This window comes from Pseudomonas sp. AFG_SD02_1510_Pfu_092 (genome assembly GCF_003331055.1).
GTDB lineage: Bacteria > Pseudomonadota > Gammaproteobacteria > Pseudomonadales > Pseudomonadaceae > Aquipseudomonas.
Genome location: NZ_PUQD01000043.1, coordinates 1 through 24,473 on the forward strand (window position 1 = coordinate 1; position 24,473 = coordinate 24,473).

The window sequence follows — 24,473 nt, forward strand, 5'->3', positions numbered from 1 at the left end:
GGGGGGGGTGATCTGCCTTATTGCCGGGCTTTGCCTTAACCCGCCCCGTTATACTGCATTTTTTGGTAGGGGGGCTGCTTTGCAGCCCATCGCCGGCAAGGCAGCTCCCACAAAGGCCTCCACAGCCCTCAAGCCTTGTGGAATGCCTGTGGGAACTGGCTTGCCGATGAAAGGGCCGCAACGCGGCCCCTACAGTCCCGGATCAGAACTCGACCTTGACCGCCTGCGCGGCCCGGGTCGCCTTGGCGCGCGCCAGTTCGACCGACTCGTCACGCGCCAGGCACACGCCCATGCGCCGGGTGCCGTTGATTTCCGGCTTGCCGAACAGGCGAATGGCCGTGTCCGGCTCGCTCAGGGCAGCGCCCAGGTTGGCAAAGCTGGTCTGCTGCGACTGACCTTGCGGCAAGATTACCGCCGACGCCGACGGGCCGAACTGGCGCACGGCCGGAATCGGCAGGCCGAGGATGGCGCGAGCATGCAGGGCGAACTGCGACAGGTCCTGGGAAATCAGGGTCACCAGGCCGGTGTCATGCGGGCGTGGCGAGACTTCGCTGAACCACACCTGGTCGCCCTTGACGAACAGTTCCACGCCAAACAGGCCGCGACCGCCGAGCGCATCGGTGACAGCCTTGGCCACGCGCTGCGACTCGGCCAGCGCCTTCGGGCTCATCGCCTGCGGCTGCCACGACTCCTGATAGTCGCCCTTCTCCTGGCGGTGGCCGACCGGCTCGAGGAAGGTGGTGCCGCCCACATGACGCACGGTCAGCAGGGTGATTTCGTAGTCGAAGTCGATGAAGCCTTCGACGATCACCCGGCCCTTGCCGGCACGACCGCCTTCCTGGGCGTAGGCCCACGACTGCTGCAGGTCGGCATCGCTGCGCAGCAGGCTCTGGCCCTTGCCCGACGAGCTCATCACCGGCTTGACCACGCATGGGTAGCCGACATCGGCCACGGCCTGGGCGTAGTCCTCGTAGGTATCGGCAAAGTGGTACGGCGAGGTTGGCAGGTCCAGCTCTTCGGCGGCCAGGCGACGGATGCCTTCGCGGTTCATGGTCAGCTGGGTGGCGCGGGCGGTGGGCACCACGTTGAAACCTTCGCTTTCCAGCTCGACCAGGGTGGCGGTGGCGATGGCTTCAATCTCAGGGACGATGTAGTGCGGCTTCTCGGCCTCGATCACGGCGCGCAGGGCAACGCCGTCGAGCATGTTGACCACGTGGCTGCGGTGCGCCACCTGCATCGCCGGGGCGTTGGCGTAGCGGTCGACGGCGATCACTTCGACGCCCAGGCGCTGCAGCTCGATCACCACTTCCTTGCCCAGCTCGCCACAGCCGCAGAGCAGTACACGGGTCGCGGTGGGCGACAAGGGGGTTCCGATACGGGTCATTTCAGGTCCTCGAAGGCGTCCGGGGCCGCACCAGGCTTGGCGCCACCCGCTGAAAAAGGACCGCCATTCTACACCATCAACCCGGTACGGCAGCCCGCCGCGCACGAAATGCCATGGCCAGCCACACGGCGGTGACACCGGCGAATTTCGAGGCCATGGCGGTGCCGATCACGGCCGGGCTGAGGGCGCCGATCATGCTGAAGAAGATCAAGGTGTCTACCGGGATGCTCAACGCCGAGCTGAGCCACAGGCGGTCGCGCAGCGGTCGGCGGGTAATGCTGAAGACCAGCCAGTCGATCAGCTCGGAAATGAAGAACGCGGTGGCGCTGGCCAGGGCGATGGCCGGCTCCGAAGTGACATAGGACAGCACCAGGGCCACCAGCATGGCGACCAGGGCGCCATGGCCGAAGCGGGTCTGCACCATGTCGCGCAGGATGAACACCAGCCCGCCCCAGGCGGACCAGATGATGTCCAGGTGCGGGGCACTGGAGAAGGCGTAGTTGATCAGCACTACGCTGCTGATATAGGCAATCAGATAGAGCATGGCGGGTAGTCTGTGGGCAAGCCGCACAGAGTACCGCCGGGCCGTTCGCCGGTAAACCCGCTTCGGAGGCTGATGCTGTACCTGTGTGTGGGGCGATGCGGTGCATGGCACCGGCTTCGCCGGTGTTCGCGGCTAAAGCCGCTCCCACAGGTACCGTGTGAACCCGAAGTCAGCGCTGTACCTGTGGGAGCGGGCGGCGCGGTGGACGGCACCGGCTACGCCGGTGTTCGCGGCCACGGCCGCTCCCACAGGTTACCGCGTGAGCCCGGCGCATACGCCGTCCGCTGTGGGAGCGGGTTCACCCGCGAAGCAGGCGACGCGGTGCATGGCCGCTCCCACAGGTTACCGCGTGAGCCCGGGGCATACGCCGTCCGCTGTGGGAGCGGGTTCACCCGCGAAGCAGGCGGCGCGGTGCATGGCCGCTCCCACAGGTAGCGCGTCAGGGCTGGAGGATGAGACCGGCAGCCACGGCCCGTTCATGACAGCGCTTGAGCACCGCCCGGCGCTCGTCATTGTCCATCCGCCCCCAGCGGCCAATCTCGGCCACGCTGCGCTGGCAACCGGTGCAGATATCCTGCTCGTCCAGCGCGCAGATACTCACGCACGGCGAGGCCACCGGCCGTTCCACAACCTCACTCATCGTCAACTGCCAAGTCCCGCGCATAACGCTGGGCGTTGTGCACGTAATGCGCGGCGCTGGCTTCGAGCAGGCGCTTCTGCTGCTCGGTCAACTCGCGCACCACCTTGCCCGGCGAGCCCATCACCAGCGAACCGTCGGGGATTTCCTTGCCTTCCGCGATCAGGGCGTTGGCGCCGATGATGCAATGCTTGCCAATCCGCGCGCCGTTGAGGATCACCGCGTTGATCCCGACCAGGCTGTAATCGCCCACCGTGCAGCCATGCAGCATGGCGTTGTGGCCGACGGTCACGCCCTTGCCCAAGGTCAGCGGGGAGCCCATGTCGGTGTGCATCACCGTGCCGTCCTGCACGTTGCTGCCCTCGCCGATGTCGATCAGCTCGTTATCGCCGCGCAACACTGCGCCAAACCACACGCTGGCATTGGCCTGCAGGCGCACGCTGCCGATCAGCGTGGCGTTGGGTGCGGCCCAACTGGTGGGGTGGCTTTCGACCCGCAGGTCGCCCAGGCGGTATTTCATGCTTGCTCCTCAGGCTGCAACGCAGACGACGGGGTTGGCCCCGCTCAGTTTTCGATGTAACGCTCAGGGGGCTGGTGCAGGCTGATGCCGGCATCGAACAGCAGGTTGACCAGCTCGACGATCATGATCGCCGACAGCCCCCAGATCTTGTATTCGCCGTAACGATAGCTGGGCACATACCAGCTGCGCCCCTGATAATCGATACGGTGGGTATGGTCGCGCGGGTCCTGGCGGAAGAATTCCAGCGGCACGGTGAATACTGCCGCGATCTCGGCGTCGTTGGCCTGGTATTCGACGAAGTCGGGAATAAGCCCGACGAATGGCGTCACTTTCAGGCCATGCAGCGATATCAGCGGGCTGAGCGGGCCGATCACCTCCACCAGACCGGGCGGCAGGCCGATTTCCTCTTCGGCTTCACGCAGCGCGGTGAAGATCAGGTCCGGGTCTTCCGGGTCGCGACGGCCACCGGGGAAGGCGACTTCGCCGCCGTGGGTGGACAGGCCCTTGGCGCGCAGGGTCAGGACCAGTTCGGGCGCTTCGCAGCGGGTAATGGGCAAAAGAACCGCCGCCTCGGGGAACCGACGGTCGGTTTCCAGTGATGCGGGTTGGTGGTTGCTCATTCGGCGAAGTAGCTCGTCCAGCATTGCGCACGCTCGTATCCAAGGCCTGCCTAGCATGATGCACCAAAGCCGCAAAGCACCCAAGCCCCGTGCGCTTGCGGCAAGCCGGCCGTCGCGCCAAGATACGCCTGAGCAAAAGGAACCCACATGAACTACTGCAGCGCCTGCGGCCAACCGGTCACCCAGCAGATCCCCGAGGGCGACAGCCGCCTGCGCTATGTCTGCGGGGCATGCCGTACCGTCCATTACCAGAACCCCAACATCGTCGCCGGTGTGCTGCCGACCTGGGGCAGCCAGGTACTGCTGTGCCGCCGCGCCATCGAGCCACGCCGCGGCTTCTGGACCCTGCCCGCGGGTTTCATGGAGAACGGCGAAACCCTCGACCAGGCCGCCCGTCGCGAAACCGTCGAAGAAGCCTGCGCCCGGGTCGGGGCGATGAGCCTGTACCAGTTGTTCGACCTGCCGCACATCAACCAGGTGCATGTGTTCTTCCGCGCCGAGCTGGCCGACCTGGAATTCGCCGTCGGTATCGAAAGCTTGGAGGTACGGCTGTTCGAAGAACATGAGATACCGTGGGACGCGCTGGCTTTTCGCACCGTCACTCGCACACTAGAATGCTACTATCGCGACCGCATCGGGCAGCACTACCCCATAGGCCATGAATACCTGCCGCCGATGAACGTCTCGACCATTACCTAGCAGCCTTCAGGGATACCGTTACATGCGCTGGTTGTTTGCCCTCTTCTGCCTTTGCGTTACCTCGGTGTCCCAGGCGGCCTTCACCGAGACCATCATCCGCAAGCCCCAGCCGGCAGCGCAAACGCCGTCGCCTTCGCAACAGGCCATGCAGCCGTTGATCGACAAGGTGCTGGTGATCAAGTCCGAGCGCCGCCTGCAGCTGATCAGCCGTGGCGAGCCGCTGAAAACCTACCGCATCTCGCTGGGCAAGCAGCCCAAGGGGGCCAAGGAGCGCGAGGGCGACAAGAAGACCCCGGAGGGGCTGTACTGGCTGGACTGGCGCAAGCAGAGCGATCGCTTCAACCTGGCCATGCACATCAACTACCCGAACATCAGCGATGCCGCCCGCGCGACCCGCGAAGGGGTGAGCGCCGGCAGCATGATCATGATCCACGGCACGCCGATCGATGATGAGTACCCCGAGTGGTATTTCCATACCCTGGACTGGACCGATGGCTGCATTGCCATGCGCAACCGCGACATGCAGGAGGTCTGGGACCTGGTGCGCGATGGCACACTGATCGAGATCCGCCCTTGAGCTAGAGCCGTTCGGGCAAAGCTGTAGGAAACTTCCCGCAATCAAACAAGACTCTGCCTGACAGGCGCTTAGGCAGGGTACTGCATCCAGGCCACCCCCCGAATTCTTAGCATCCACGCAAACGAGTACGTAAGCCGTACACCATTTGCGGGGTGCCTGAATGCCATGCCAAATCCGTCCTGTCGCCGTCCTGGCGCTGGCCGCTTGCCTTTGCGGGCTGATGCCCGCCCTCCGGGCGCACGCCGACGACCCTGCCAGCCAACAGCTGCGCGATCAGCAGCAGACACTGCGCCAACTGGAACAGCAGCAGCGCCTGCAACGCTGGCAGCGCCAGCACGCCCCGGCTGAACGCCCGGACACCAGCGCCCCGCTGCCGCGAGACCAGCGCTGCTGGGCCATCAGCGGCGTACGTGTGACCGGCAACCGCAAGCTTTCCAACGCGGCGCTGGCGCCGACCCTGCGCGCGCTCATCACCCCGTGCATGGGCATCGCCGACATCAACCGGCTGCTCAAAGCCATCACCCAGCGCTACGTGCAAGCCGGCTACCCGGCGAGCCGGCCATACCTGCGCCAACCGCCGCAGGAAGGGGCAGCGCTGGAGCTGGTCGTCATCGAAGGTTTCGTCGAGTCGATCGAACTGGCGGAAGCCGATCTGCCCTTGTCGCTGTCTGGCGCCTTTCCTGGCCAGCTCGGCAAGCCGCTGTACCTGCCCGACCTGGAACAAGGCCTCGACCAGCTCAACCGCCTGCGCGCCTATGAACTGAGCGCCGACTTGCTGCCCGGCGAGCTGCAAGGCGGCACCCGGGTGGTCGTGCAGCCACGCACGGTGGCTTCGCGCTGGCATGTGGACAGCCGCCTCGACAACCGTGGCAGCGAGCTGACCGGGCGCCATCGCCTGAGCCTTGGCCTGGGCCTGGACAGCCCGCTGGGTGTCAACGATGACCTGCGCCTGTCACTGACCGGCACGGTGCTCGATGCACCGGGGCAAAGCCAGGGTGTCTCGTTGTACTACAGCATCCCCTACGGCGCCTGGACCTTCGCCCTCAGCGCCAGCCAGCTGCGCTACGAAGCGCCCCTGCCCCACAGCCGCCAGGTAGCCGACGGCAGCAGCCGCTACCAGGGCCTGAGCGTCGAGCGGGTACTGTGGCGCAACCAGCGCGGCATGCTCAGCGCCAGCACGCGGCTGGAGCGCAAGCAGCTGGTCAACCGCAGCGCAGGCGCGGTGATCGTCCAGCAGAGCCCGACCCTGGCCAGCGTCGAAGCGGGTATCAACCTGTTGTGGCTTCAAGGTGGCTTGTGGAATGGCTACCTCGGGGTCGCCCAGGGCCTGGACGCCTTGGGCGCCGATCGCTTGCCGCTGGGCGCAGAACGCCTGCGCCCGGACTTTCGCAAATACCGCGCCAACCTGTTGCACCTGCGCCAGGGGCCAGCCGGCCAGCCCTGGCGCTGGCAGAGCGAGCTGGCCCTGCAATACAGCAGTGACCCGCTGCCCGCCGTCGAGCAATTGCTGGCCAGCGACGATTCGACAGTGCGCGGGTTTCGTGTGCGTACCTATTCCGGGGCCAGCAGCGCGGTCTGGCGCAATACCCTCAGCCAGCAACTGCCGGCGAGCTGGACCCAGCCGCTGCAAGTGCGCCCCTACATCGGCCTGGACCTGGGCTGGACCCGTACCGCCGAAAACAAGCCCTCACAACGCCTTGCCGGCGCCACGGTCGGCGCCGAACTGAGCCTGCCCGGCAGCCAGCTGCGCCTGGGCTACCAACGCGCCCTGTACGCCAGCGACCTGCCCCGCCCACAGCTGGAACCCGGCTTCTGGGTAGTGGAGCTGGCGCTGAACATCTGATTCACCCACAACAAAGAGAACGAGAAAATGCAAACACTCTCGCAGTCACCGTCTATCCGCCCGGACACCTTGCGCTGGGCCATCTTCCTCGCCCTGCTCGGGCCGGGTTCCGCACTGGCCCAGGGAGGGCTGGCAGCAACCAGCGGCCCTGCCGGCACGCCGGTCATCCACGACGGCCATGGCGTCCCGATCATCGATATCGTCCCGCCAAACGCCAGCGGGCTTTCGCACAACCAGTTTCTCGACTACAACGTCGGTCACCCCGGGGTGGTGCTGAACAACGCCACTCAGGCCGGGCAGTCGGAACTGGCCGGCGCCCTGGCAGCCAACCCGCAATTCCAGGGCCAGGCCGCCTCGACCATCCTCAACGAGGTGGTCAGCCGCAACGCCTCGCTGATCGAAGGCCCGCAGGAAATCTTCGGGCGCCCGGCCGACTACATCCTCGCCAACCCCAACGGCATCACCCTCAATGGCGGCAGTTTCATTAACACCACGCGCGCCGGCTTCGTGGTGGGTACCCCCGAGTTCGAGGAACAGCAACTCAAGTACCTCGACACGCTCAAGGCCAGCGGTACCCTGCAAGTGCTCGAACGCGGCCAGCGCAACCCCAACGGTGCCCTTGAACTGATCGCCCCGCGCGTTGACAACAAAGGCGTGCTCATGGCCGGTAAAGCGCTGGATATCACCGTCGGGCGCAACCGTATCGACCGCAGCAGTGGCGAGATCGTCGAGCACCTGCCCGGTACGCCTTCCAGCATCGACGCCAGCCTGTTCGGTGCCATGCGCGCCGGGCGCATTCGCGTGGTGAGCACCGCCGAAGGTGCGGGGGTGCGCGTGGGGGCGCCCCAGGTGGTCGGCATCGAGGGGGTCGAGATCCGCTCGGCTGGCGCCCTGCTGGTCAATGGCAAGGCGGACAAGCCCGTCGAACTGCTCAGTACACGCGGCGACTTGCAGCTGACCGCCGCCGATAACCTGACGCTCGAGGCTGTCGCTGGGCAAGCCCGGCGAATCGAGGTCAGGGCAGGCAAGAAGCTCACGCTGGACGCCGCCACCCGCGAAAACATCGAGCAAGACAGCGACAGCTGGAGCAAGAAGTTCCTGTTCGTCACCCGCGAAACCTACGACAGCGAGACCACCACCACAAATCGCAGACAGCAAGGCAGTCAACTACAGGCCAGCGACAGCGTGCTGCTGCAATCCGGCGACGATATGCGCCTGGTCGCGGCCAAAGTGACTGCAGGTGAGCAGATGACCCTGGAAAGCGCCGCCAACCTGGACGTGGTCGCCGGCATCGACAGCCAGCGCACCGAAGAGCAAGTGCGACACCGCAAGGACTTGTGGCGAGGCGACAGTGACACTGACCAGTACACGGAGACGGCGCAGGGCAGCACGCTCGACGCCCGGCACATGACGGTGAAGGCAAAGGGCGCCCTCAATGTGGAGGGCAGCAGCCTGCACAGCGGCGGCGACATGGTGGTCGAGGCCAGACAAGCGAACATCGGCACCAGCAGCCTGCAGCAGCGCGGGACACGGCGTGATTACCGAGGCGACCTGGTGTCCGGCACGTTCTTCGGTGATCGCAAGGGCAATGACACCCAGGGCGATGCCGTCGCCGGCAGCAGTGTCAAAGCAGATGGCAAGCTCAGCGTGACCGCCGACCAGGTCACCATCAAAGGCAGTAGCGTGCATGGTAAACAGGACGCGGTGCTGTACAGCCAGAAGGGCGCGCTGGCCATCCTGGCAGACCATGGCAACACCACCTCCACCGACCATGCGAACGACAGCAAGCTGTTCGGCTTGATCGGCAGTGACCGGAAAAGTACCGACCGCACGCAGCAGGTACTGGTCAGCGACGTCCGCTCGGCCAGCAACCTGCGCCTGGCCAGCGCCGAAGAACTGCGCATCCAGGGCGCCAAGGTCGAAGCCGGCAAGCGACTGCAGGTCGAGGCCAAGGGCGACCTGCTGATCGCCAGCACGCAATCGGTCGCCGAGCGGGAAACCCGCGACCAGCAACGCGGCTTCACCGCCAGCGCCAGGCAGACCCAGGAGGCCGAGGATGGCAAGCCCGAGTCCCGCCAGTACGCGGCCGGCGTCGCCTATGACGTCGCGACCAGCACCCGCCAGCAGCGCACCCGCGATCAGCTGGCCAGTGAGCTCAAGGGCGCTTCGGTCAAGCTTGACAGCGGGGCGCACCTGCAGGTCAACGGCTCCACGGTCAAGGCCACGACAGGAGACCTTGACGTGCAGGCAAAAAAGGTGACCCTGGGCGCCACCCGCAGCGACCGCGACGCGACCAGCAGCAGCACCCACAGTGGTGGCGGCTTGACGGTGACCGGCGGCATCGACCGGCTGGGCAGCCTGTTCGAAGGCCATCACAACCGCGAGGTGCAGACCGAACGCGACAGCAAGGCGCAGCGCAGCACCTTGCAAGCCAGCGGCGACCTCAAGCTGCATAGCGACGAACTGGTCACCGAGGCGGCACGCGTCAAGGCCGGCAACACCCTTCAGGTAAACGCCAAACGCATCGACAACCGCGTGGTGCAGGACACCGAGGAACGCGGGCAACGCCGTGACAACTGGTCGGGCAGCCTCGGCGCCAGCGTCGAGTACCGCGACCTTACCCGCCCCATCGAGCGCCTGGTGCTGGGCGAAGAAGCCGCGCGCTTCCAGCAAGCGTCGCCGGAAGACGCCATGGCGCCGCCCAGTGTCGGCGCCGACATGACCGTGGAGCACCTCAAACGCCTGGAAAACCAGCGTCGCGGCTTCGCCCAGGTCAGCGAGCTGTCCGGCGCCACGGTCGCGGTCAAGGCCGACAGCATCGCCGACCAGGGCACCGCCTGGCGCGCCAACGCCGGCACATTGCAGATCGAGGCCCGGCAACACCAGGTGCAGGCTGCCGAGAACACCCAGGCAAGCAGTGTGCAGCGCCTGGCCTATGGCGGCGACGCGCGCCTGGACACCAGCACCGGCGAAGACCTGAACGTCCGCGCCGCTGGCAAAGGCGGTTCGCTGGGCAAGATGGACAGCACCAGCACCGCCGTGCCCGGCAGCCTGTATGGGCAACAGGGTATTCAGGTGCAATTGGGCAGTGACGGCCGTTATGAAGGGACGCGCATCGATGGCGGTGCAGGCAGCGTGGTGATCCACAGCGCTGGTTCGCTGGCGTTGCCACAGGCCACTGACCGTGCCGAACAGCAGGCAACGCAACTGGACGGCAACGCCTGGGCCAAAGTCGGCAACCGCCCGGGCGGCACCGGTGTCGATGGCCGTGGCTACCTCGACCATGGCCAACAGCAGAGCAGCCAGACCAAGGCCCAGGTGGCCCAGATCGACGCCAAGGGCCAGGTACGGCTGAGCAGCGAGGGCGACCTGTTGCTCGAAGGCACACGCATTGGCAGCCGCGAGGCGAAAACGGGCGACATACAGCTGCAAAGCGCTGGCCGCCTGCAGGTAACGGCGGCCAGCGATACCCAGCAGGCCACGGGCGCCAAGCTTGGCGGCGGCCTGGAGCTGGCGGTCAAGGCTGGCAGCACCAAGGGCGGCGCCATCGGCGGCCACTTCAGCCACGGCAAGCTGGACCAGGATGCCCGTCAGGCTGTCGATGCGCAGTTTGCCAGCAACGGCAAACTGACCATCGGCAGCAGCGCCCGGGAGGATATCGCCGTGCATCTGCAAGGCCTGCAGGCCACGGCCCGGCAGATAACCCTCGACGCTGCCAACGGTGGCCTGCGGGTGGAGGCTTCCTCCAACCAGGAGCGCCGCAACGACCTCGACATCACCGCCGGGGCCGGCTTCGACATGGCCAAGGGCACGCTCGATACCCGCGGCCTGCATGGCCGCGTCAAGGTGGAACTCGACCAGCGCGACAACCAGACCTGGAATAACAGCAACCTGCGCGCCGAGCGCATCGACCTGCAAAGCGCCGGTGACAGCTTCATCGAAGGCGCCACCCTGGACGCCGGGCATATCGGCGGTACGGTCGACGGCGACCTGCACATTGCCAGCCGCAAGGACCGCATCGACACCTTGAGCGTGAAAGGCGATGCCCGTCTGAGCCAGGAGAAAAACCCGCAGGGTTACGTCAACGCGGCCGCTTCGGTGGCCGGGCCGCTGGGGAGCAAGGTCAAGGACAAGGCCGGTTCCGCCCTGGGCAAGGCAGACCCGGGGCTGTCGCCAACCTTCAGTGTCGATGTGTCGCATGTGCAACGCGACAGCGTAGCCCAGCAGACCACGCTCAAAGGCAGCGACGGCATCGACGTGCAGGTCGCTGGCAGCGCGCACCTGGTGGGCGCACGGGTGCACGCGGCCAAAGGCGCTGCGACGCTCGATGCCCAGTCAGTGACCCGGGAAACACTGACCGGCACTGATTACCGCCGGGATGTGACGATCGATGCGTCCAACTCACCGGTGGACCTGGGCACGGCAGTGGCCGAAATCGCCAAGGGCAAGGGCGCGGCGGAGGGGGAAAATGCGCTGGACCTGGGGTTGCTGAGGACCAGTGGGCATAACCGCAGCGAGAAATGGGCCTCGAGTGTGCAAGGCAAGAAGAACTGAAGCAGGCCGCGCAACCTGTGGGAGCGGGCGCGTCTACCAACGAAGGTCGCGCTGGCCCGCCAAGGCCTGCGGGCCGAGCCACTGTGCGCCACGCAGCAACGGCGTCAGCGCCGCCTCGGGCTGCAATTCGAACACGACCTGCGCCCGGCGCCCCGGCAGGTCGGCATCCATCGCCAGTTGATGCTGGCCTTGCTGTGCCAGTTGCCCGCGCAGGTGCCAGCCGCTGCGGCAGTCCATTTCCAGCCAGCCCTGGCCCAGGCCCAGCGACCACGGCTCGCTCAGCGCCAGGTCAGTCACGGTCAGACGGCCTTCGCTGGCGCGGCATTGGCGCCCTCCCCCTTGCATACGCAGCGTGCCCTGCCACTGGCCGGCCAAGCGGTAATCTGTCGCGGTTGTCGCCTGGGCGCCCATGGCCGTGGCTTGCAGCCGCCAACGCCATGGCCAGCCTTCGGCGCGCAGTTGCCAGGCCTGGCCCTGGAAGCCCAACTCTGCGCTTGCCTGCAAACGCCAGGGCTGCAGCGACCAACGCAGCGGCCCGACGGGCCCCAGCTGTCGGGCCTGGCCTTGCCACAGGCTGCCACTGACGTCTCGCACCGGCAGGCCGCAGGCACGCGCCAGCCAACTGGCCGGTAGCTCGATCAACAGCGTCAGGGCGAAAACCAGCAGCATCCACAGCACAGCCGTGCGGCTCATGGCTGCACCACCAGGTCGAAGCGCAGCCCCTTGCCGTCCTGTTCCAGCGCCCATTGCAGCGGCTGTGCGCCTTCCGCGCGCAGGCTCTGCAACCAGCCTTGCAACACCCGCTCATCGGCCACCTGACCGTGCAGCTGCCAGGCCTGGCCTTGTGCATCGACCTCGGCCAGTTCGATCTGCCGCGCCTGGGCCGACTGGCGTAGCCGCTCCAGGCTCAACCCTGGGCCGCCTTGCAGGCTGACCGCCTGTTCGGCCAGCGCTCGCCACTGGCTGAGCTGCTGCCATTGTGCAAGGCCCGCACGCAGGGCCAGGAAGGCCAGCAGCAGAACGATCAGCGCCCAGGCGAACTTCAAACGATGCCGTTGCAAGCCGTCACGGTTCATGAGGCCGCTCCCAGGTCGAAGACCACCTGGCCATCTTGCACCTGAACCGTGGCGCCAGCAGCGCTGGCCATGTCGTTCCACGGCGGCGCGCTGCCCTCGCCTTCCAGCCGCACGTGCCAGCGCTGGCCATCGAAACGCACCGCGTGCAGGCGCCAGCCGGCATGTTCGCGCAACCAGGCTTGCAAGGCCGCTTGCAGGTCTTCGAGCTGGCGGGCGCGCAGTTGCTGTTGCAGTTCGCTTTCCCGCAGGCGCTTGAGGGCCAGCGCTGCGTGCCGGGGGCTGGCTTGTTCGCCGGTCACGGCAAGCACCTGGCTGCGCCAGAGTTGCGCCTGGCGCCATTGCTGGCTCAACCACAACCCGCCCCAGACCGCAGCCAGCACCAGGCATGCGCCAAGCAGGCGCTGCTGCGCCCGGGAAACCACCGGCAGCGAGGGTGCCTTGCGGGCGGGTTCGAACAGGCCGGGCAGCGTATCCAGCGCTGCCCAGGCACCTGGCCAGGCGCCGCTCAGCGCGGCCTTGTGCAGCGCCGCCCATGGCTGTCGTGGCGCCTCGCCGAGTGCATCCGGCCAGGCCAGCCAGTGCTCCTGGCCGTCTTCGCCCAGCCCTTTGTACAAGCACATGCCCGGTGTGCGCTGCCATTGCCAGGCACAGCCTGCCTCGGCGGGCGGCAGCAATTGCAGCTCCGCCCAGCAGCGTGTCACCGGCAAGCCCCATTCGGCACAGTGTTCGCGCCAGTCGTCCAATTGCCGACGAGCCACCACCAGTAACCGCAGGTGGCCGGGCTCGCGGGCCAGGCAGGCGCAGGTGACCTCGTCGATGGGCTGCAACAAGCGGTCTTCGAGTAGCAGCGGCCATTCTTCACGCTTGAGCCCGGGCGGTGCCGGCACACGGAAGTGGCTGCAGGCCTCGGCAGGCAGAACCAGCGCAACCCGGGCGTGCAGGTTCGCCGGGGGCTCGCCCTGCCCCTGGCGTTGCAGCAGGCCACCTTCGACCAGCGCCCAGTGCCACTCAGCGCCCGGTCGCAGCAGCAGCCATGGCCGGGCTGCTGTTTGCCGCCGCCATTCAAACTTCATGAGCGCCCCCACGGGAGGGCAAAGGTGCAGACATAGGGTGCTCCGTCATGCTGCAGTTCCAGGCGCACGCCACGGCCGGGGTGCGCTGGTTGGTCGGAAGGCCAGGCCAGCCAGCGGCCGCCCTGGTAATACAGAACATTGATGGCAGCGACCCGCTCGAGCCGCTCGCGTTGCACCCAGCGCGGGGCGGCAGCGGCGTACAGGTCGGCCGAACTTTCCAGCAGCAGACGCTGTTCGCGGGCCTCGAAGCGCAGGCGCTGGCGTTGCAGGCGCGCGCCGCCTTCGGCTTCCGGCAGGCCGGTGCTGGCGACCCAGAGCAACTGGTTGCTGGCCGGCTGCCAGTCGAGCCAGCGGCTGGCCAGTGGCAGGCGCTGGTCGTAGACACGGCGCATTACCGGGCTATCGAAACGGCGCTCCAGCGCCAGGCAGAAGTCCAGCACCGAGGTTTCCTCGGCGCTGACTTGCAGGCGCTCGCGCACCTTGAGCCAGCCGTTGACCAGGGCGGCGAGAAGAATGCCGAGCACGGCGGTAAGGGCCAGGGCGACCATCAGTTCGATCAGGGTCAGGCCGGCCTGTTTGCGCTTCATGGACCGGACTGTGGAGCGACAGGCGCTCGCCGACCCTGTGGGAGCGGGCGCGCCCGCGAACACCGGCGCAGTCGGTGCCATCCACCGAGTCGCCTGATTCGCGGGCATGCCCGCTCCCACAGGGATCGCGCGGGCTTTCATGGGCGCTCCAGAAACACGGTGTACTGGCCCAGTGGCAGGCGTTGGTCGCGGTCGGCGAACAGCTGCAGTTCACCACGGCGCAGGTCGCGCACGCCGGTGCGGCGCAGTTGCAACTGCCAGTGGCAGCGTTGGCCGCCCTGGCGCAGTTCACCGCCAACCTGGTTTTCAGCGGGCCAGTACTGCTCGACGGCAAAGCGGGTTTGCAGTTCGCGCGCGCACAGCAGGCCAAGGCGGTGCTGTTGCAGGTTGCCCTGCACCGCCAGGCGCTGGCGCAGCACCTGGCTGGTAATCACCGCCAGCACCGCAGCGATCGCCAGGGCTACCGTGACTTCCAGCAGGGTGAAGCCACGCTGCCGCCGCTTCATGGTGCGACCGCTGTGTGCAAGCGGCCGTCGCGGCTCCAGGCCCAGCGTTGGCTGCCATCGGCCCAGCGCCAGCGCACGCTGCCCGGCTGCGCCCAGCCGTGCGGGGTGAACAGCAGCGGCGGCTGCCGGCTGGCCGGCCAGTCTGGCTGCAGGCCCTTGGGCCAGTCGCCGAGCGCGACCGCTTCGACCACCCAGCCGTTGCCCTCGCGGCGCACGAACTCCGGGCGCTGGCCATTCCAGCGCAGCCCACGCAATTGCCCGGCATGCCGGGCCAGCGCAGCCTGCGTCCGGGTTTCGGCCGCCAGCCGTTGCAAGGCCTGCTCGACACTGGCCTGGCTGGTGCCAAGCCCGGCCACTGCCAAACCGGTCATCAGCCCGGCAATGGCCAGCACCACCAGCAGTTCGATCAGGCTGAAACCCCGCTGTCGGCGCACCCTTTACAGCTCCCAGTTACCCAGGTCGGCATCCTGGCCTTCACCGCCCGGCAGGCCATCGGCGCCCAGCGAATACACGTCGATCCGGCCATGCTCACCCGGCATGCGGTACTGATACGGGGTGCCCCAGGGGTCTTGCGGCAGGCGGCGCACGTAGCCGTCACTGCGCCAGGCCCGTGGCAGCGGTTCCTGCGCCGGCTTCTTCACCAGCGCCGCCAGGCCCTGCTCGCTGCTGGGAAAGCGCAGGTTGTCCAGGCGGTACATGTCCAGCGCCTGCTCGAGGGTGGCCAGGTCGGCCATCACTTTCTGCTTCATGGCTTTGTCCTGGTTGCCCAGCACGCTGGGCGCGACCACGGCGATCAGCAGGCCGATGATGAAGATCACCACCATGATTTCCATGAGGGTGAAACCGCGCTGGCGGTTACGTCGATGCTGCATGGCAGTACTCCTTGTCATCACAGTTGCAGGCCCTGGTTGAGTTGCATGATCGGCAGCAGCACCGCCAGCACGATGAACAGCACCACGGCGCCCATCACCAGGATCATCAGGGGTTCGAACAGCGCCATGGCGGTATCGACCTGGCGGGCGAAACCGCGCTCCTGGTCGTCGGCCACGCGCTCGAGCATGTCGGCCAGGGTGCCGCTGGCCTCGCCACTGCCGACCATGTTCACCAGCAGCGGCGGAAACTGCTGGCTGGCATCCAGCGCGCGGTGCAGGCTGGTGCCGCCCTGCACCTGCTGGCGCACCTGCTCCATGGCCAGGCGGATACGCCGGTTGCCGACGGTTTCGGTGGCCACTTGCAGGGCTTCAAGCAGGGCCACGCCGCTGCCGCTGAGAATCGCCAGGCTGCGCGCCAGGCGCGCGCTTTCCAGCACCTGCAGCAGGCTGCCGATACGGGGCAGGCGCAGCAGCAACTGGTCGCGGCGCAGGCACCAGTGCGGCTTGCGCAGCAACCAGGCACCGAGCGCACCGAGCGACAAAGCCAGCCCCAGCAACCACGGCCCGGCCAGCACCAGGCCCTGGCTCAGGCCGATCAGCAGCGAAGTGATCAGCGGCAGGCTTTGCCCGGCGTGCGCGAACTGTTCGGTGAGCTTGGGCACGACAAAGGTCATCAGGCCGATGACCACGGCCAGCGACACGCCCATCAGCACCGTGGGGTAGATCAATGCCGTGCGCGCCTTGTGCTGCTGGCGCTGCACCTGCTCGAGGTGGTCGGCCAGGCGGGTCAGCACCTGGGCCAGCCGACCGGAGCGCTCGCCGGCCTCGACCAGCGCGCAGTACAGGCCGCCAAACGGTGCGCCCTGGCGCGCCAGGCTGCGGGCCAGGCCCAGGCCTTCGGCCAGCGAGCCGCGCAGCGCCACCAGCACACTGTGCAAGGCGGGCTGGCGCAGCTGCCGTTCGAGGGTGGCCAGGGCGTCGACCAGGGGGATGCCGGCACCGGTCAGGGTGGCCAGCTGGCGGGTCAGCTCGCACAGCTGGGCGCGGCTCAGGCGCTGGCGGCGGGGTTGCCGGGTGCCGGCCTGGTGGCGCTGCAACTGGCGGGCGAACAGGCCCTGGTCGCGCAACAACTGGCGCGCATGGCGTTCACTGTCGGCCTGCAGGCTGGCCTTGTGGGTCTTGCCGGCGAGGTCGACGGCCAGGTAGCGATAGGTCGGCATGGCTCAGCCCTGCACCACGCGCAGCACTTCGGCCAGGCTGGTCTCGCCACGCGCCAGGCAATCGCTGGCCATCGCCAGCAGGCTCTGCCGGCGATCGGCCAGGTAGGCCTGCATGGCCAGTTCGCTGGCGCCGTCGTACAGCAGGCCGATCAGCCCGGCGTCCAGTTCGATGAATTCGTACAGGCCCAGGCGCCCGAGGTAACCGCTGCCCTGGCACTGCTCGCAGCCCACCGCGTGGTAGCTGCTGCCCAGCGCCGCCAACTCGGGCCACAGCTCACGTTCGGCCGCTTGCAACGGGTGCGCCAGCGCGCAACTGCACAAGCGCCGGACCAGCCGCTGGGCCAGTACGCCGCGCAGGCACGAGGCGATCAGGAACGGTTCGATGCCCATGTCGCGCAGGCGCGTCACCGCGCCCACCGCGCTGTTGGTGTGCAGGGTCGACAGCACCAGGTGGCCGGTGAGGCTGGCCTGCACGGCAATCTGCGCGGTTTCCTGGTCGCGGATTTCGCCCAGCATGATTACATCCGGGTCCTGGCGCAGAATGGCGCGCAGGCCGCTGGCGAAGGTCAACCCGGCACGCGGGTTGATCGCCGTCTGGCCGATGCCGGCGATGGCATATTCCACCGGGTCTTCGACGGTGAGGATATTGCGGCTGCCATCATTGAGGCTGTTGAGGCTGGCGTACAGGGTCGTGGTCTTGCCCGAGCCGGTCGGGCCGGTGGACAGCACGATGCCGTTGGGCCGCGCCAGGCAACTGCGCAGGCCCTGCAACACCGTTGCCGGCATGCCCAGGTTGCCCAGCGCCAGCAGGCTGGCCTGTTTGTCGAGCACCCGCATGACCACCCGTTCGCCGTGGATGCCAGGCAGGGTCGAGACCCGCACATCCACTTCACGCCCGGCCGCGCGCAGGCTGATGCGGCCATCCTGAGGCTGACGTTTCTCGGCGATGTCCAGACGCGCCATGACCTTGATCCGCGACACCAGCATGGCCGACAGCGCACGCGGCGGGCGCAGCACTTCGCGCAGGTGGCCATCGACGCGCAGGCGCACCACCAGGCTTTGCTCGAAGGTTTCTATATGAATGTCCGAGGCCCGCAGGCGCAGGGCCTGGGCGAACAGGCCGTTGATCAGGCGGATCACCGGGGCTTCGTCGTCGCTTTCCAGCAGGTCCTCGATGCGCGGCATTTCGCTTATCAGGCTGTCCAGGTCAACCTGGTCGCCGATGCCTTCGATCAACGCCGCAGTGGCGGCATCGCCGGCCTGGTACAGCTGGCCAAGGCGCTCGTCGAACAGCGCCGGCTCCAGGTATTCGAGCACGCTGGGCCGGCCGTGCACGCGCAGCAGCTCGTGCAACTGGGCGCTGTCGGCATCGGGCCGCAGCCACAGCTGCCAGCCCTGCTCGGCCGGGGCCATGGCCACGCCGCTGAGGCGCGCCTGGCGGTACGCCAGCATCACCAGGCACCGCCTTCAAGGCGCGCGCGGCTGGCGGGGAACACCTGCAACAGCGGCGTGGCTTTTGGCGCGTCGGCGTTTTGCGCATCGGCCAGCTCCGGCAGTTGCAGCGGCGTGGTCTGCTGCAGGGTGCGGTACTTGCCTTCGCTGAGCCCGGCCAGGCTCGGCCCGTCACGCAGGATGCGTGGGCGGATGAACACCATCAGGTTCTGCTTGGTATTGCGGGTAGCATCGGAGCGGAACAGCCGGCCCAGGTACGGGATATCGCCGAGCAACGGCACACGCTGGTTGCTGGTGCTCAGTTCGTCGCTGATCAGGCCGCCGAGAATGACCAGGCCATTGTCGTCGACCATGACCTTGGTCTTGATCTCGCGCTTGTTGGTGATTACATCGCTGGCAGCACTGGAGTCGGCGATCGACGACACCTCCTGGACGATGTCCAGGCGCACGCTGTTGTCGATGTTGATCTGCGGCTTGATGCGCAGCTTTACCCCGACCTCCTTGCGCTCGATGGTCTGGTACGGGTTGGCGTTGCTCTGCGTCACCGAACCGGTGACGAACGGCACTTCCTGGCCAACCAGGATCGACGCCTCGGCGTTGTCCAGGGTCAGCAGGGTCGGCGTGGACAACAGGTTGAAGCCGCTCTTGCCCTTCAGCGCATTGATCAGCATGGCGAAGTTGAACCCGCCGCCGAAATGGCCGATACCCGCCAGCGCGCCGGTGGTACCGGACAGCAGCTTGCCCAGCGCCTCGTTGTCACCACTGTCGACGGCCCCGGCGACGTTGGCGATGTTCACCCCGTTGCTGTCGAAGTTGACGATGCCGGCACCGAACTTGTCGTCGGCGAACAGCCACTGCACGCCCAGCTCCTGGGCGCTGCTGTCGGACACTTCGGCGATGATCGCCTCGACCACCACCTGCGCCCGGCGGATGTCCAGCTGTTCGACGATGGCGCGGTAGGCGTCCAGCTCGCTGTCAGGGCCGACCATGACCACGGCGTTGGTGCCTTCTTCGTATTCCAGGCGGATGCCCGAGCTGGCAGCGGCGGCCAGCACCGGGCGCTCCCCGGTCTCGCCCGGCGCGCTGCCCTCGGCGGGCACGGCGCCCTCCTGGCTGAGGCCACGCAACACCTTGACCACTTCGCTGGCACTGGCGTGACGCAGGTAGATCACCTGGGTAGCGCTGTTGCTCGCCACTTCAGCCGGGCGGTCGAGGTGTTGCAGCAGGCTGGCGATCCGGTCGAGGTTGCTGCGCCAGTCGGTCACCACCAGTTGATGCGCAGCCGGGTACGGCGTGATCACCCCCACCCGTGGGTCGATCAGCGGTTTGAGAATGCCCAGCACCTGCTCGCTGGCAGCGTTGCGTACGTTGAATACCCGGGTGGCCACGCTGTCGCTGCCTGCCTGCTGCTGCCCGGTCGGTTCGACAGGCACCGGCTCCAGGCGCGCGGCCTGGTCAGGGACGATCTTCACACTGCCGTTGGGCAGGTCGACGGCGGCAAAGCCCTGGGCGCGCAACTGGGCCAGGAAGATATCGTAGATGGCATCGGCGTCGTGCAGGTCGACAGTACGCACGGTGACCTTGCCTTTGACCCGGGGGTCGACGATGAAGGTGGTGCCGGTGATGCGCGACACGCTGTCGATGAACTCGCCCAGTTCGGTGTCGACGAAGTTCACCTCGTACATGGGCGTACCGTTGTCGTCGAACACCGGCTCTTCGGCACACGCCAGCGGCAGGCCCATGGCCAGCGCAAGGCTCAGCGCGGCCGCCGCGCAATATCTAACAGGCATCGTTCATCCTTGCCGCTTGAAGCCGGTCACGGCGGGGCGTGGCGGCCAGGGCAGGCGTTCACGCCGCCCCTGGTTGTTGAAAGTCAGGCCATCACTGTCGATGTCCTGCAGCACGATCCCCGGCGCCAGGCGCTGGCCGCGGGCCAGGGTGAGCACCCGCTCGCCGTAGCGCAGCACCAACACACTGGCGCCCAACGGCTGGGCCTTGAGCCCGCCGAGGTAATGCAGCGGCAGGCGGGTGATGGCGATGGCGCCGTCATCGACGGGGGCCTGCCAGTGGCCGACCATCAGTCCAGGCAGCGGCTGGTCGGGCGCTGTGGCGGCAGTGGCCGGTTGCGGCTGACGGCCCAGTTGCAGCACGCACTGGGCGGCCAGCCAACCGGCCAAGGTCAGGCCGGCGCCGGTGAGCAGGCGCGGGGCGAGCCTCACGAGGCCAGCCGCCTGGGGTGCCAGCCTGGGTGCCCTTGTATGTAGCGCACTTCCGGCAGTTGCAGCGAGGCCAGCCGCCAGCCCGGCGCCTGGCGCGTGAGCCAGGCTTCGAGCCGTTGCCACAGCGGCTCGCCGGCCTGGGTTTCGAATTGCAGGCCAAAGGTGCGGCACAGGCCCTGCACGGGCTGCAGATCGGCGATGCGCTTGCCTTGCGGGCTGTAGCTGACCCGCCAGGGCTGGCCCTGCCAGCGCGGCAGGTCCTGGCTGTTGTCGAGCAACAGCGGGTCGCCGAACAGTTGCTCGGCGGCGTTCTCCAGCACTTGTTCGACCTGCCGCGCCGGGGCTTCGACCACCGGTGCCGGGTAACCACCGGTGAGGCTGATCAGGTGCTCGCGGGTGATGGCGGCCCCTGCGGGCAGCGGGAAGTCATAACGCAGGCCCGGCAACAGCACCGGCATGCCGCTGTCGTCGGCCAGGGCCTGGTGCAGCAGGCGGTCCCAACTGCCGCCACGGGTGTCGCGGCGATACAGGGCCTCGGGCGCGCGTGCCAGCGGTTGGTCGAGCCAGGCCGCGTGACCGGCGCGCTGGCGGTGCAGTTCTGCCTGCAAGGGCGCGACCCGCAGTTGTGCGGCAGGTGCCAGTTGCTGCTCGAAAGCCGGGAAGAAACGCCCGTCGTACTGCCACTGCCCGGCGCTGCGCTGGCAGCGCAGGCGGAACGCGCCACTGCCCCGACAACCAGCGAACAGCACCGGCACCCGGCGCCCGCTGGCCTGGCTGACCTCGACCGGCGCCGGCCACAAATCCTGGCCACGGGCGCACAGCAGCACATCGACCTGCGGCACCCGCTCGGCCAGCCACAGGCCCGGCCCGGTACCGACATCGGCCAGGGCCACCACCAGGTCGGCCTCGCGCCGGGCCTGTTCGAACACCGGCTGCAATGACTGGTACCACTGTTTCAGCGAGGCTTTCTGGTCCTGGGCATAGGGGTCGGTCACGCCGACCACGGCAACCCGCACGCCACCGCGCTCGAAAACCTGCAAGGGTTGCAGGCCCAGGGCCTGGCGTTGCGGCTCGGCCAGCCCGGCGCCCAGGGTCACGGCGCTAGCCTGGCGATACAGCGCCGGGCTGCGCTGCGGCCACAGCACGCGCTCGTCGCTGCTGACCCGCGCCTCGCTGCCCAGCAACTGGCTGCCCTGCAGGCCGCTTTCACCTTGGGTCAGGTAAGCCAGGCCACTGCCATTCCAGCCCTGGCCGTTTTCCAGGGTCAGGCTGTTGCCGGGCCCGGCCTCTGCGCGCAATTGCTCGAGCAACGCTGCCAGCACCGCATAGCCACCCAGCTGGGCAGACGCAGCCTGGCTGGCATCCAGCAGTGGCGCCAGCTGCGGGTAGGCGACACTGGCGCTGCTGCCGGTCATCCACGGCGCACGGCCCAGGTGGCTGACGGGCCCCAGGCGGGTGGCCGGCACCACAGCCTGGCCCGGCTGGCGGGCGTCGAGGGTATCGGCCACGTATAGCAGGTCGAGGCGGGCGTTGCCGCCCTGCTGCCCCGGCAAGGCAGAGCAGGCGCCGAGTAACGGTGCCAATGCACCGACACCCATCCAGCCGATCACTTCGCGCCTGTGCACACTGCTCGCCATCGAACCCGCCATCCTTATCCATGCTCTGTCAGGGCACCGGATGTTGCGGCGTTGGTATTACAGTTTGATGGCAGAAATCCGACAACCATTCCAAATGGCTCTGTACAGCACGCTGTTAAGAGCGAGCGGTTTTAAAAGCGCTTTAACATTTCTGCCAATGAATCATCATATTTGCGCACTAAAGTCGCGGTTTCCTCCAACTCAGCCAACATAAGGACACCCTGATGAGTCGAGATACCGGCGACAACCTGGACCGGAACCAGAGCGGCAACCTGCCGATGGCCAACGTCATGGACGCCTACCTGAGCCGCCGCAGCGTGATGCGTGGCAGCCTGGGCGCCGCCATCGCCATGATCGCCGGTACCGGCCTGACGGGCTGCTTCGACGGTGGGGGTTCCGATCACGATGATCCGGTCACCGAGCCACCGGTAACCGAGCCGGAAGTACCGAAACTGGCGCTGGGTTTCCAGTCCATCCCCGGCTCGCGCACCGACGCCTGCGTGGTGGCTACCGGTTACAGCGCCTACGTGCTGGCGCCCTGGGGCACGCCGATCAACAGCAACGGCAACCCGTGGAAGTCCGATGGCAGCAATACCTCGAGCGACCAGGCCAACGCCATGGGCATGCACCATGACGGCATGCACTTCTTCCCCATCAACGGCAGCTCCGAGGACGGCCTGCTGGCGATCAACTTCGAGTACATCGACACTGCCGCGCTGCACCCGGCCGGGCCGACCACCGATGTCAACGGCAAGCGCCCGGTCGAAGAAGTGCGCAAGGAAATCAACGCCCACGGCGCCGGCGTGGTGCGCCTGCAGAAGGTCAACGGCCGCTGGCAGGTGGTCGACAACGACCCGCTCAACCGCCGTTTCACCACCGCCTCGCGCATGGAAATCACCGGCCCGCTGCGCGGTACCGAGCACGTCAAGACCAAATACTCCAGCGCCGGCACCCACTGCCGCGGCACCAACAACAACTGCGGCAACGGCTACACCCCCTGGGGCACCTACCTGACCTGTGAAGAGAACTGGCCAGGCATCTTCGTCAACAAGGGCACCCGCCCTGAAGACCAGCGCCGCATTGGCGTAGGCACCTCCAGCGGCCAGTACAAGTGGGAAACCGCAGCCGGTGACAGCAGCGAAGTGGCCGACGAGTTCGCCCGTTTCGACGTCACCGTCAAGGGCGCCAGCGCCACCGACGACTACCGTAACGAAGCCAGCACCTACGGCTACATCGTCGAGATCGACCCGTACAACAGCAACACCCTGGCCACCAAGCGCACCGCGCTGGGCCGCTTCCGCCACGAGGGCTGCGCGCCGGGCCTGCCGGTCGCCGGCAAGCCGCTGGTGTGGTACATGGGTGACGACTCGAACAACGAGTACCTGTACAAGTGGGTGTCCACCGCCGTATGGGACGCGGCCGATGCCAACCCGGCCGACCGCCTGGCCACCGGGGCCAAATACCTCGACCAGGGCAAACTGTACGTGGCGCGCTTCAATGCCGACGGCACCGGGGTGTGGCTGCTGCTGGACGTCGCCACCGCGACCACCGCAGGCAGCACCCTGGGCGCACTGTATGGCGACCTGCCGGGGATCATCCTCAACACCCGTGGGGCTGCCGATGCCGTGGGCGCAACGCCGATGGACCGCCCGGAATGGACCACGGTCAACCCACTGAACGGCGATGTGTACCTGACCCTGACCAACAACAGTGCGCGCACCCCGGAAAAGGTCGATGCTGCCAACCCGCGCGGCCCGAACCGTCACGGCCACATCATTCGCTGGCACGACAGCGACGACCAACTGAGCTTCACCTGGGACATCTTCGTGTTCGGCGCCAACGCTGCCGGTACCGCCGACATCAACCGCTCGGGCCTGACCGAACTGAACCAGTTCGCCAGCCCGGACGGCATGAGCTTCGATAGCCGTGGCGTGCTGTGGTTCGAGACCGACAACGGCGAAAGCAGCGTGACCGATTACACCAACGACCAGCTGTTGGCGGTGATCCCGACCAACCTGGTGGATGCCAGCGGCAAGCAGGTGCCGGTGAACGCACAGAACCAGGTGGACCTGCGCCGCTTCTTCGTCGGGCCGAATGGTTGTGAAGTCACCGGGATTACCTTCACGCCCGACAACAAGACGCTGTTCGTCAACATCCAGCACCCGGAAAACTGGCCGTATACCGACAAGGCCACCGATGCCACACCGGCCGGGGCGACGGTAAGGCCGCGGGCGGCGACGGTAGTGATTCAGCGGATTGATGGTGGGGAGATTGGTACTGCCTGATCGATCTGTGCACGGGGGCCGCTTTGCGGCCCTTTCGCCGGCAAGCCAGCTCCCACAGGTACAGCATTGCTCTCGAGGCTTGTGCCCACCCTCTGGGAGCAACTGTCTTGCTCAAGTTCTAAAAGCTGGCGCGATGATCCCTGTGGGAGCGGGCGAGCCCGCGAACAC

General features: G+C 67.2%; 22 protein-coding genes. 5 read left to right on the forward strand and 17 right to left on the reverse strand.

Features of this window, described 5'->3' with window-relative positions; translation table 11 throughout:
* Positions 1 to 202: 202 nt before the first annotated feature.
* The 5 genes from purT to C6A77_RS17515 form a co-directional block, all read right to left on the reverse strand.
* Entirely contained in the window at positions 203 to 1,384 is a 1,182-nt protein-coding gene (gene purT / locus C6A77_RS17495) for a formate-dependent phosphoribosylglycinamide formyltransferase (protein WP_114170593.1), read from the reverse strand.
* A gap of 76 nt (positions 1,385 to 1,460) precedes the next feature.
* Complete coding sequence (locus C6A77_RS17500) at positions 1,461 to 1,928, reverse strand: VUT family protein (RefSeq protein WP_114170594.1); 468 nt, start codon at positions 1,926 to 1,928, stop codon at positions 1,461 to 1,463.
* A 439-nt stretch (positions 1,929 to 2,367) separates the two neighbouring features.
* Entirely contained in the window at positions 2,368 to 2,568 is a 201-nt protein-coding gene (locus C6A77_RS17505; RefSeq protein WP_114170595.1) for a DUF1289 domain-containing protein, read from the reverse strand.
* Positions 2,561 to 3,085, reverse strand: a complete 525-nt coding sequence (locus tag C6A77_RS17510) for a gamma carbonic anhydrase family protein (RefSeq protein WP_114170596.1) — start codon at positions 3,083 to 3,085, stop codon at positions 2,561 to 2,563. Before C6A77_RS17510 ends, C6A77_RS17505 begins: the two co-directional genes overlap by 8 nt.
* A 44-nt stretch (positions 3,086 to 3,129) precedes the next feature.
* The gene (locus C6A77_RS17515) at positions 3,130 to 3,729 is read right to left on the reverse strand and encodes a CoA pyrophosphatase (RefSeq protein ID WP_114170597.1); all 600 of its coding nucleotides are present in this window, start codon (positions 3,727 to 3,729) and stop codon (positions 3,130 to 3,132) included.
* Positions 3,730 to 3,852: 123 nt separating this feature from the next.
* On the opposite strand from C6A77_RS17515, the gene C6A77_RS17520 reads away from it, so the two are divergent.
* The 4 genes from C6A77_RS17520 to C6A77_RS17535 all read left to right on the forward strand — a co-directional run bounded on the left by C6A77_RS17520 (position 3,853) and on the right by C6A77_RS17535 (position 11,378).
* Positions 3,853 to 4,404, forward strand: a complete 552-nt coding sequence (locus tag C6A77_RS17520; protein WP_114170598.1) for an NUDIX hydrolase — start codon at positions 3,853 to 3,855, stop codon at positions 4,402 to 4,404.
* Positions 4,405 to 4,426: 22 nt separating this feature from the next.
* Positions 4,427 to 4,981, forward strand: coding sequence for a L,D-transpeptidase family protein (locus C6A77_RS17525; protein ID WP_114170599.1), 555 nt, complete (start codon positions 4,427 to 4,429; stop codon positions 4,979 to 4,981).
* A 160-nt stretch (positions 4,982 to 5,141) separates the two neighbouring features.
* Positions 5,142 to 6,824, forward strand: a complete 1,683-nt coding sequence (locus C6A77_RS17530) for a ShlB/FhaC/HecB family hemolysin secretion/activation protein (RefSeq protein ID WP_114170600.1) — start codon at positions 5,142 to 5,144, stop codon at positions 6,822 to 6,824.
* A 27-nt stretch (positions 6,825 to 6,851) separates the two neighbouring features.
* Positions 6,852 to 11,378, forward strand: a complete 4,527-nt coding sequence (locus tag C6A77_RS17535) for a hemagglutinin repeat-containing protein (RefSeq protein WP_114170601.1) — start codon at positions 6,852 to 6,854, stop codon at positions 11,376 to 11,378.
* Between the two features lie 33 nt (positions 11,379 to 11,411).
* On the opposite strand, the gene gspN is transcribed toward C6A77_RS17535, so the two are convergent.
* The 12 genes from gspN to C6A77_RS17595 all read right to left on the reverse strand — a co-directional run bounded on the left by gspN (position 11,412) and on the right by C6A77_RS17595 (position 22,020).
* Positions 11,412 to 12,071, reverse strand: coding sequence for a type II secretion system protein N (gspN, locus tag C6A77_RS17540; RefSeq protein ID WP_114170602.1), 660 nt, complete (start codon positions 12,069 to 12,071; stop codon positions 11,412 to 11,414).
* Entirely contained in the window at positions 12,068 to 12,454 is a 387-nt protein-coding gene (gene gspM / locus C6A77_RS17545) for a type II secretion system protein GspM (protein WP_114170603.1), read from the reverse strand. Before gspM ends, gspN begins: the two co-directional genes overlap by 4 nt.
* Positions 12,451 to 13,527 (reverse strand): type II secretion system protein GspL, encoded by a 1,077-nt coding sequence (gspL, locus tag C6A77_RS17550; RefSeq protein ID WP_114170631.1) that lies wholly within the window; start codon positions 13,525 to 13,527, stop codon positions 12,451 to 12,453. Before gspL ends, gspM begins: the two co-directional genes overlap by 4 nt.
* Positions 13,524 to 14,114, reverse strand: a complete 591-nt coding sequence (locus C6A77_RS17555; protein WP_114170632.1) for a prepilin-type N-terminal cleavage/methylation domain-containing protein — start codon at positions 14,112 to 14,114, stop codon at positions 13,524 to 13,526. The genes gspL and C6A77_RS17555 overlap by 4 nt, the downstream gene beginning before the upstream one ends.
* 137 nt (positions 14,115 to 14,251) lie before the next feature.
* Entirely contained in the window at positions 14,252 to 14,620 is a 369-nt protein-coding gene (locus tag C6A77_RS17560) for a type II secretion system protein GspI (RefSeq protein WP_114170604.1), read from the reverse strand.
* Positions 14,617 to 15,054, reverse strand: a complete 438-nt coding sequence (gene gspH, locus C6A77_RS17565; RefSeq protein WP_114170605.1) for a type II secretion system minor pseudopilin GspH — start codon at positions 15,052 to 15,054, stop codon at positions 14,617 to 14,619. Before gspH ends, C6A77_RS17560 begins: the two co-directional genes overlap by 4 nt.
* A 3-nt stretch (positions 15,055 to 15,057) precedes the next feature.
* Positions 15,058 to 15,492, reverse strand: a complete 435-nt coding sequence (gene gspG, locus C6A77_RS17570; protein ID WP_114170606.1) for a type II secretion system major pseudopilin GspG — start codon at positions 15,490 to 15,492, stop codon at positions 15,058 to 15,060.
* 17 nt (positions 15,493 to 15,509) lie between these two features.
* Positions 15,510 to 16,712: a type II secretion system inner membrane protein GspF gene (gene gspF, locus C6A77_RS17575; protein ID WP_114170607.1), complete on the reverse strand. Its 1,203-nt coding sequence runs from the start codon at positions 16,710 to 16,712 to the stop codon at positions 15,510 to 15,512.
* Positions 16,713 to 16,715: 3 nt separating this feature from the next.
* On the reverse strand, positions 16,716 to 18,164 hold the full coding sequence (locus C6A77_RS17580; RefSeq protein ID WP_114170608.1) for an ATPase, T2SS/T4P/T4SS family: 1,449 nt from the start codon (positions 18,162 to 18,164) through the stop codon (positions 16,716 to 16,718).
* Positions 18,164 to 19,954: a type II secretion system secretin GspD gene (gene gspD, locus C6A77_RS17585; protein WP_114170609.1), complete on the reverse strand. Its 1,791-nt coding sequence runs from the start codon at positions 19,952 to 19,954 to the stop codon at positions 18,164 to 18,166. The genes C6A77_RS17580 and gspD overlap by 1 nt, the downstream gene beginning before the upstream one ends.
* Positions 19,955 to 19,957: 3 nt before the next feature.
* A complete protein-coding gene (locus C6A77_RS17590) occupies positions 19,958 to 20,383 on the reverse strand; it encodes a pilus assembly protein PilZ (protein ID WP_114170610.1) in 426 nt (141 codons plus the stop codon).
* Entirely contained in the window at positions 20,380 to 22,020 is a 1,641-nt protein-coding gene (locus C6A77_RS17595; RefSeq protein ID WP_114170611.1) for a lipoprotein UxpA, read from the reverse strand. The genes C6A77_RS17590 and C6A77_RS17595 overlap by 4 nt, the downstream gene beginning before the upstream one ends.
* A 224-nt stretch (positions 22,021 to 22,244) precedes the next feature.
* Between C6A77_RS17595 and C6A77_RS17600 the strand changes: the two genes are divergently transcribed.
* On the forward strand, positions 22,245 to 24,305 hold the full coding sequence (locus C6A77_RS17600; RefSeq protein ID WP_114170612.1) for a PhoX family phosphatase: 2,061 nt from the start codon (positions 22,245 to 22,247) through the stop codon (positions 24,303 to 24,305).
* The last annotated feature ends 168 nt before the right edge of the window (positions 24,306 to 24,473 follow it).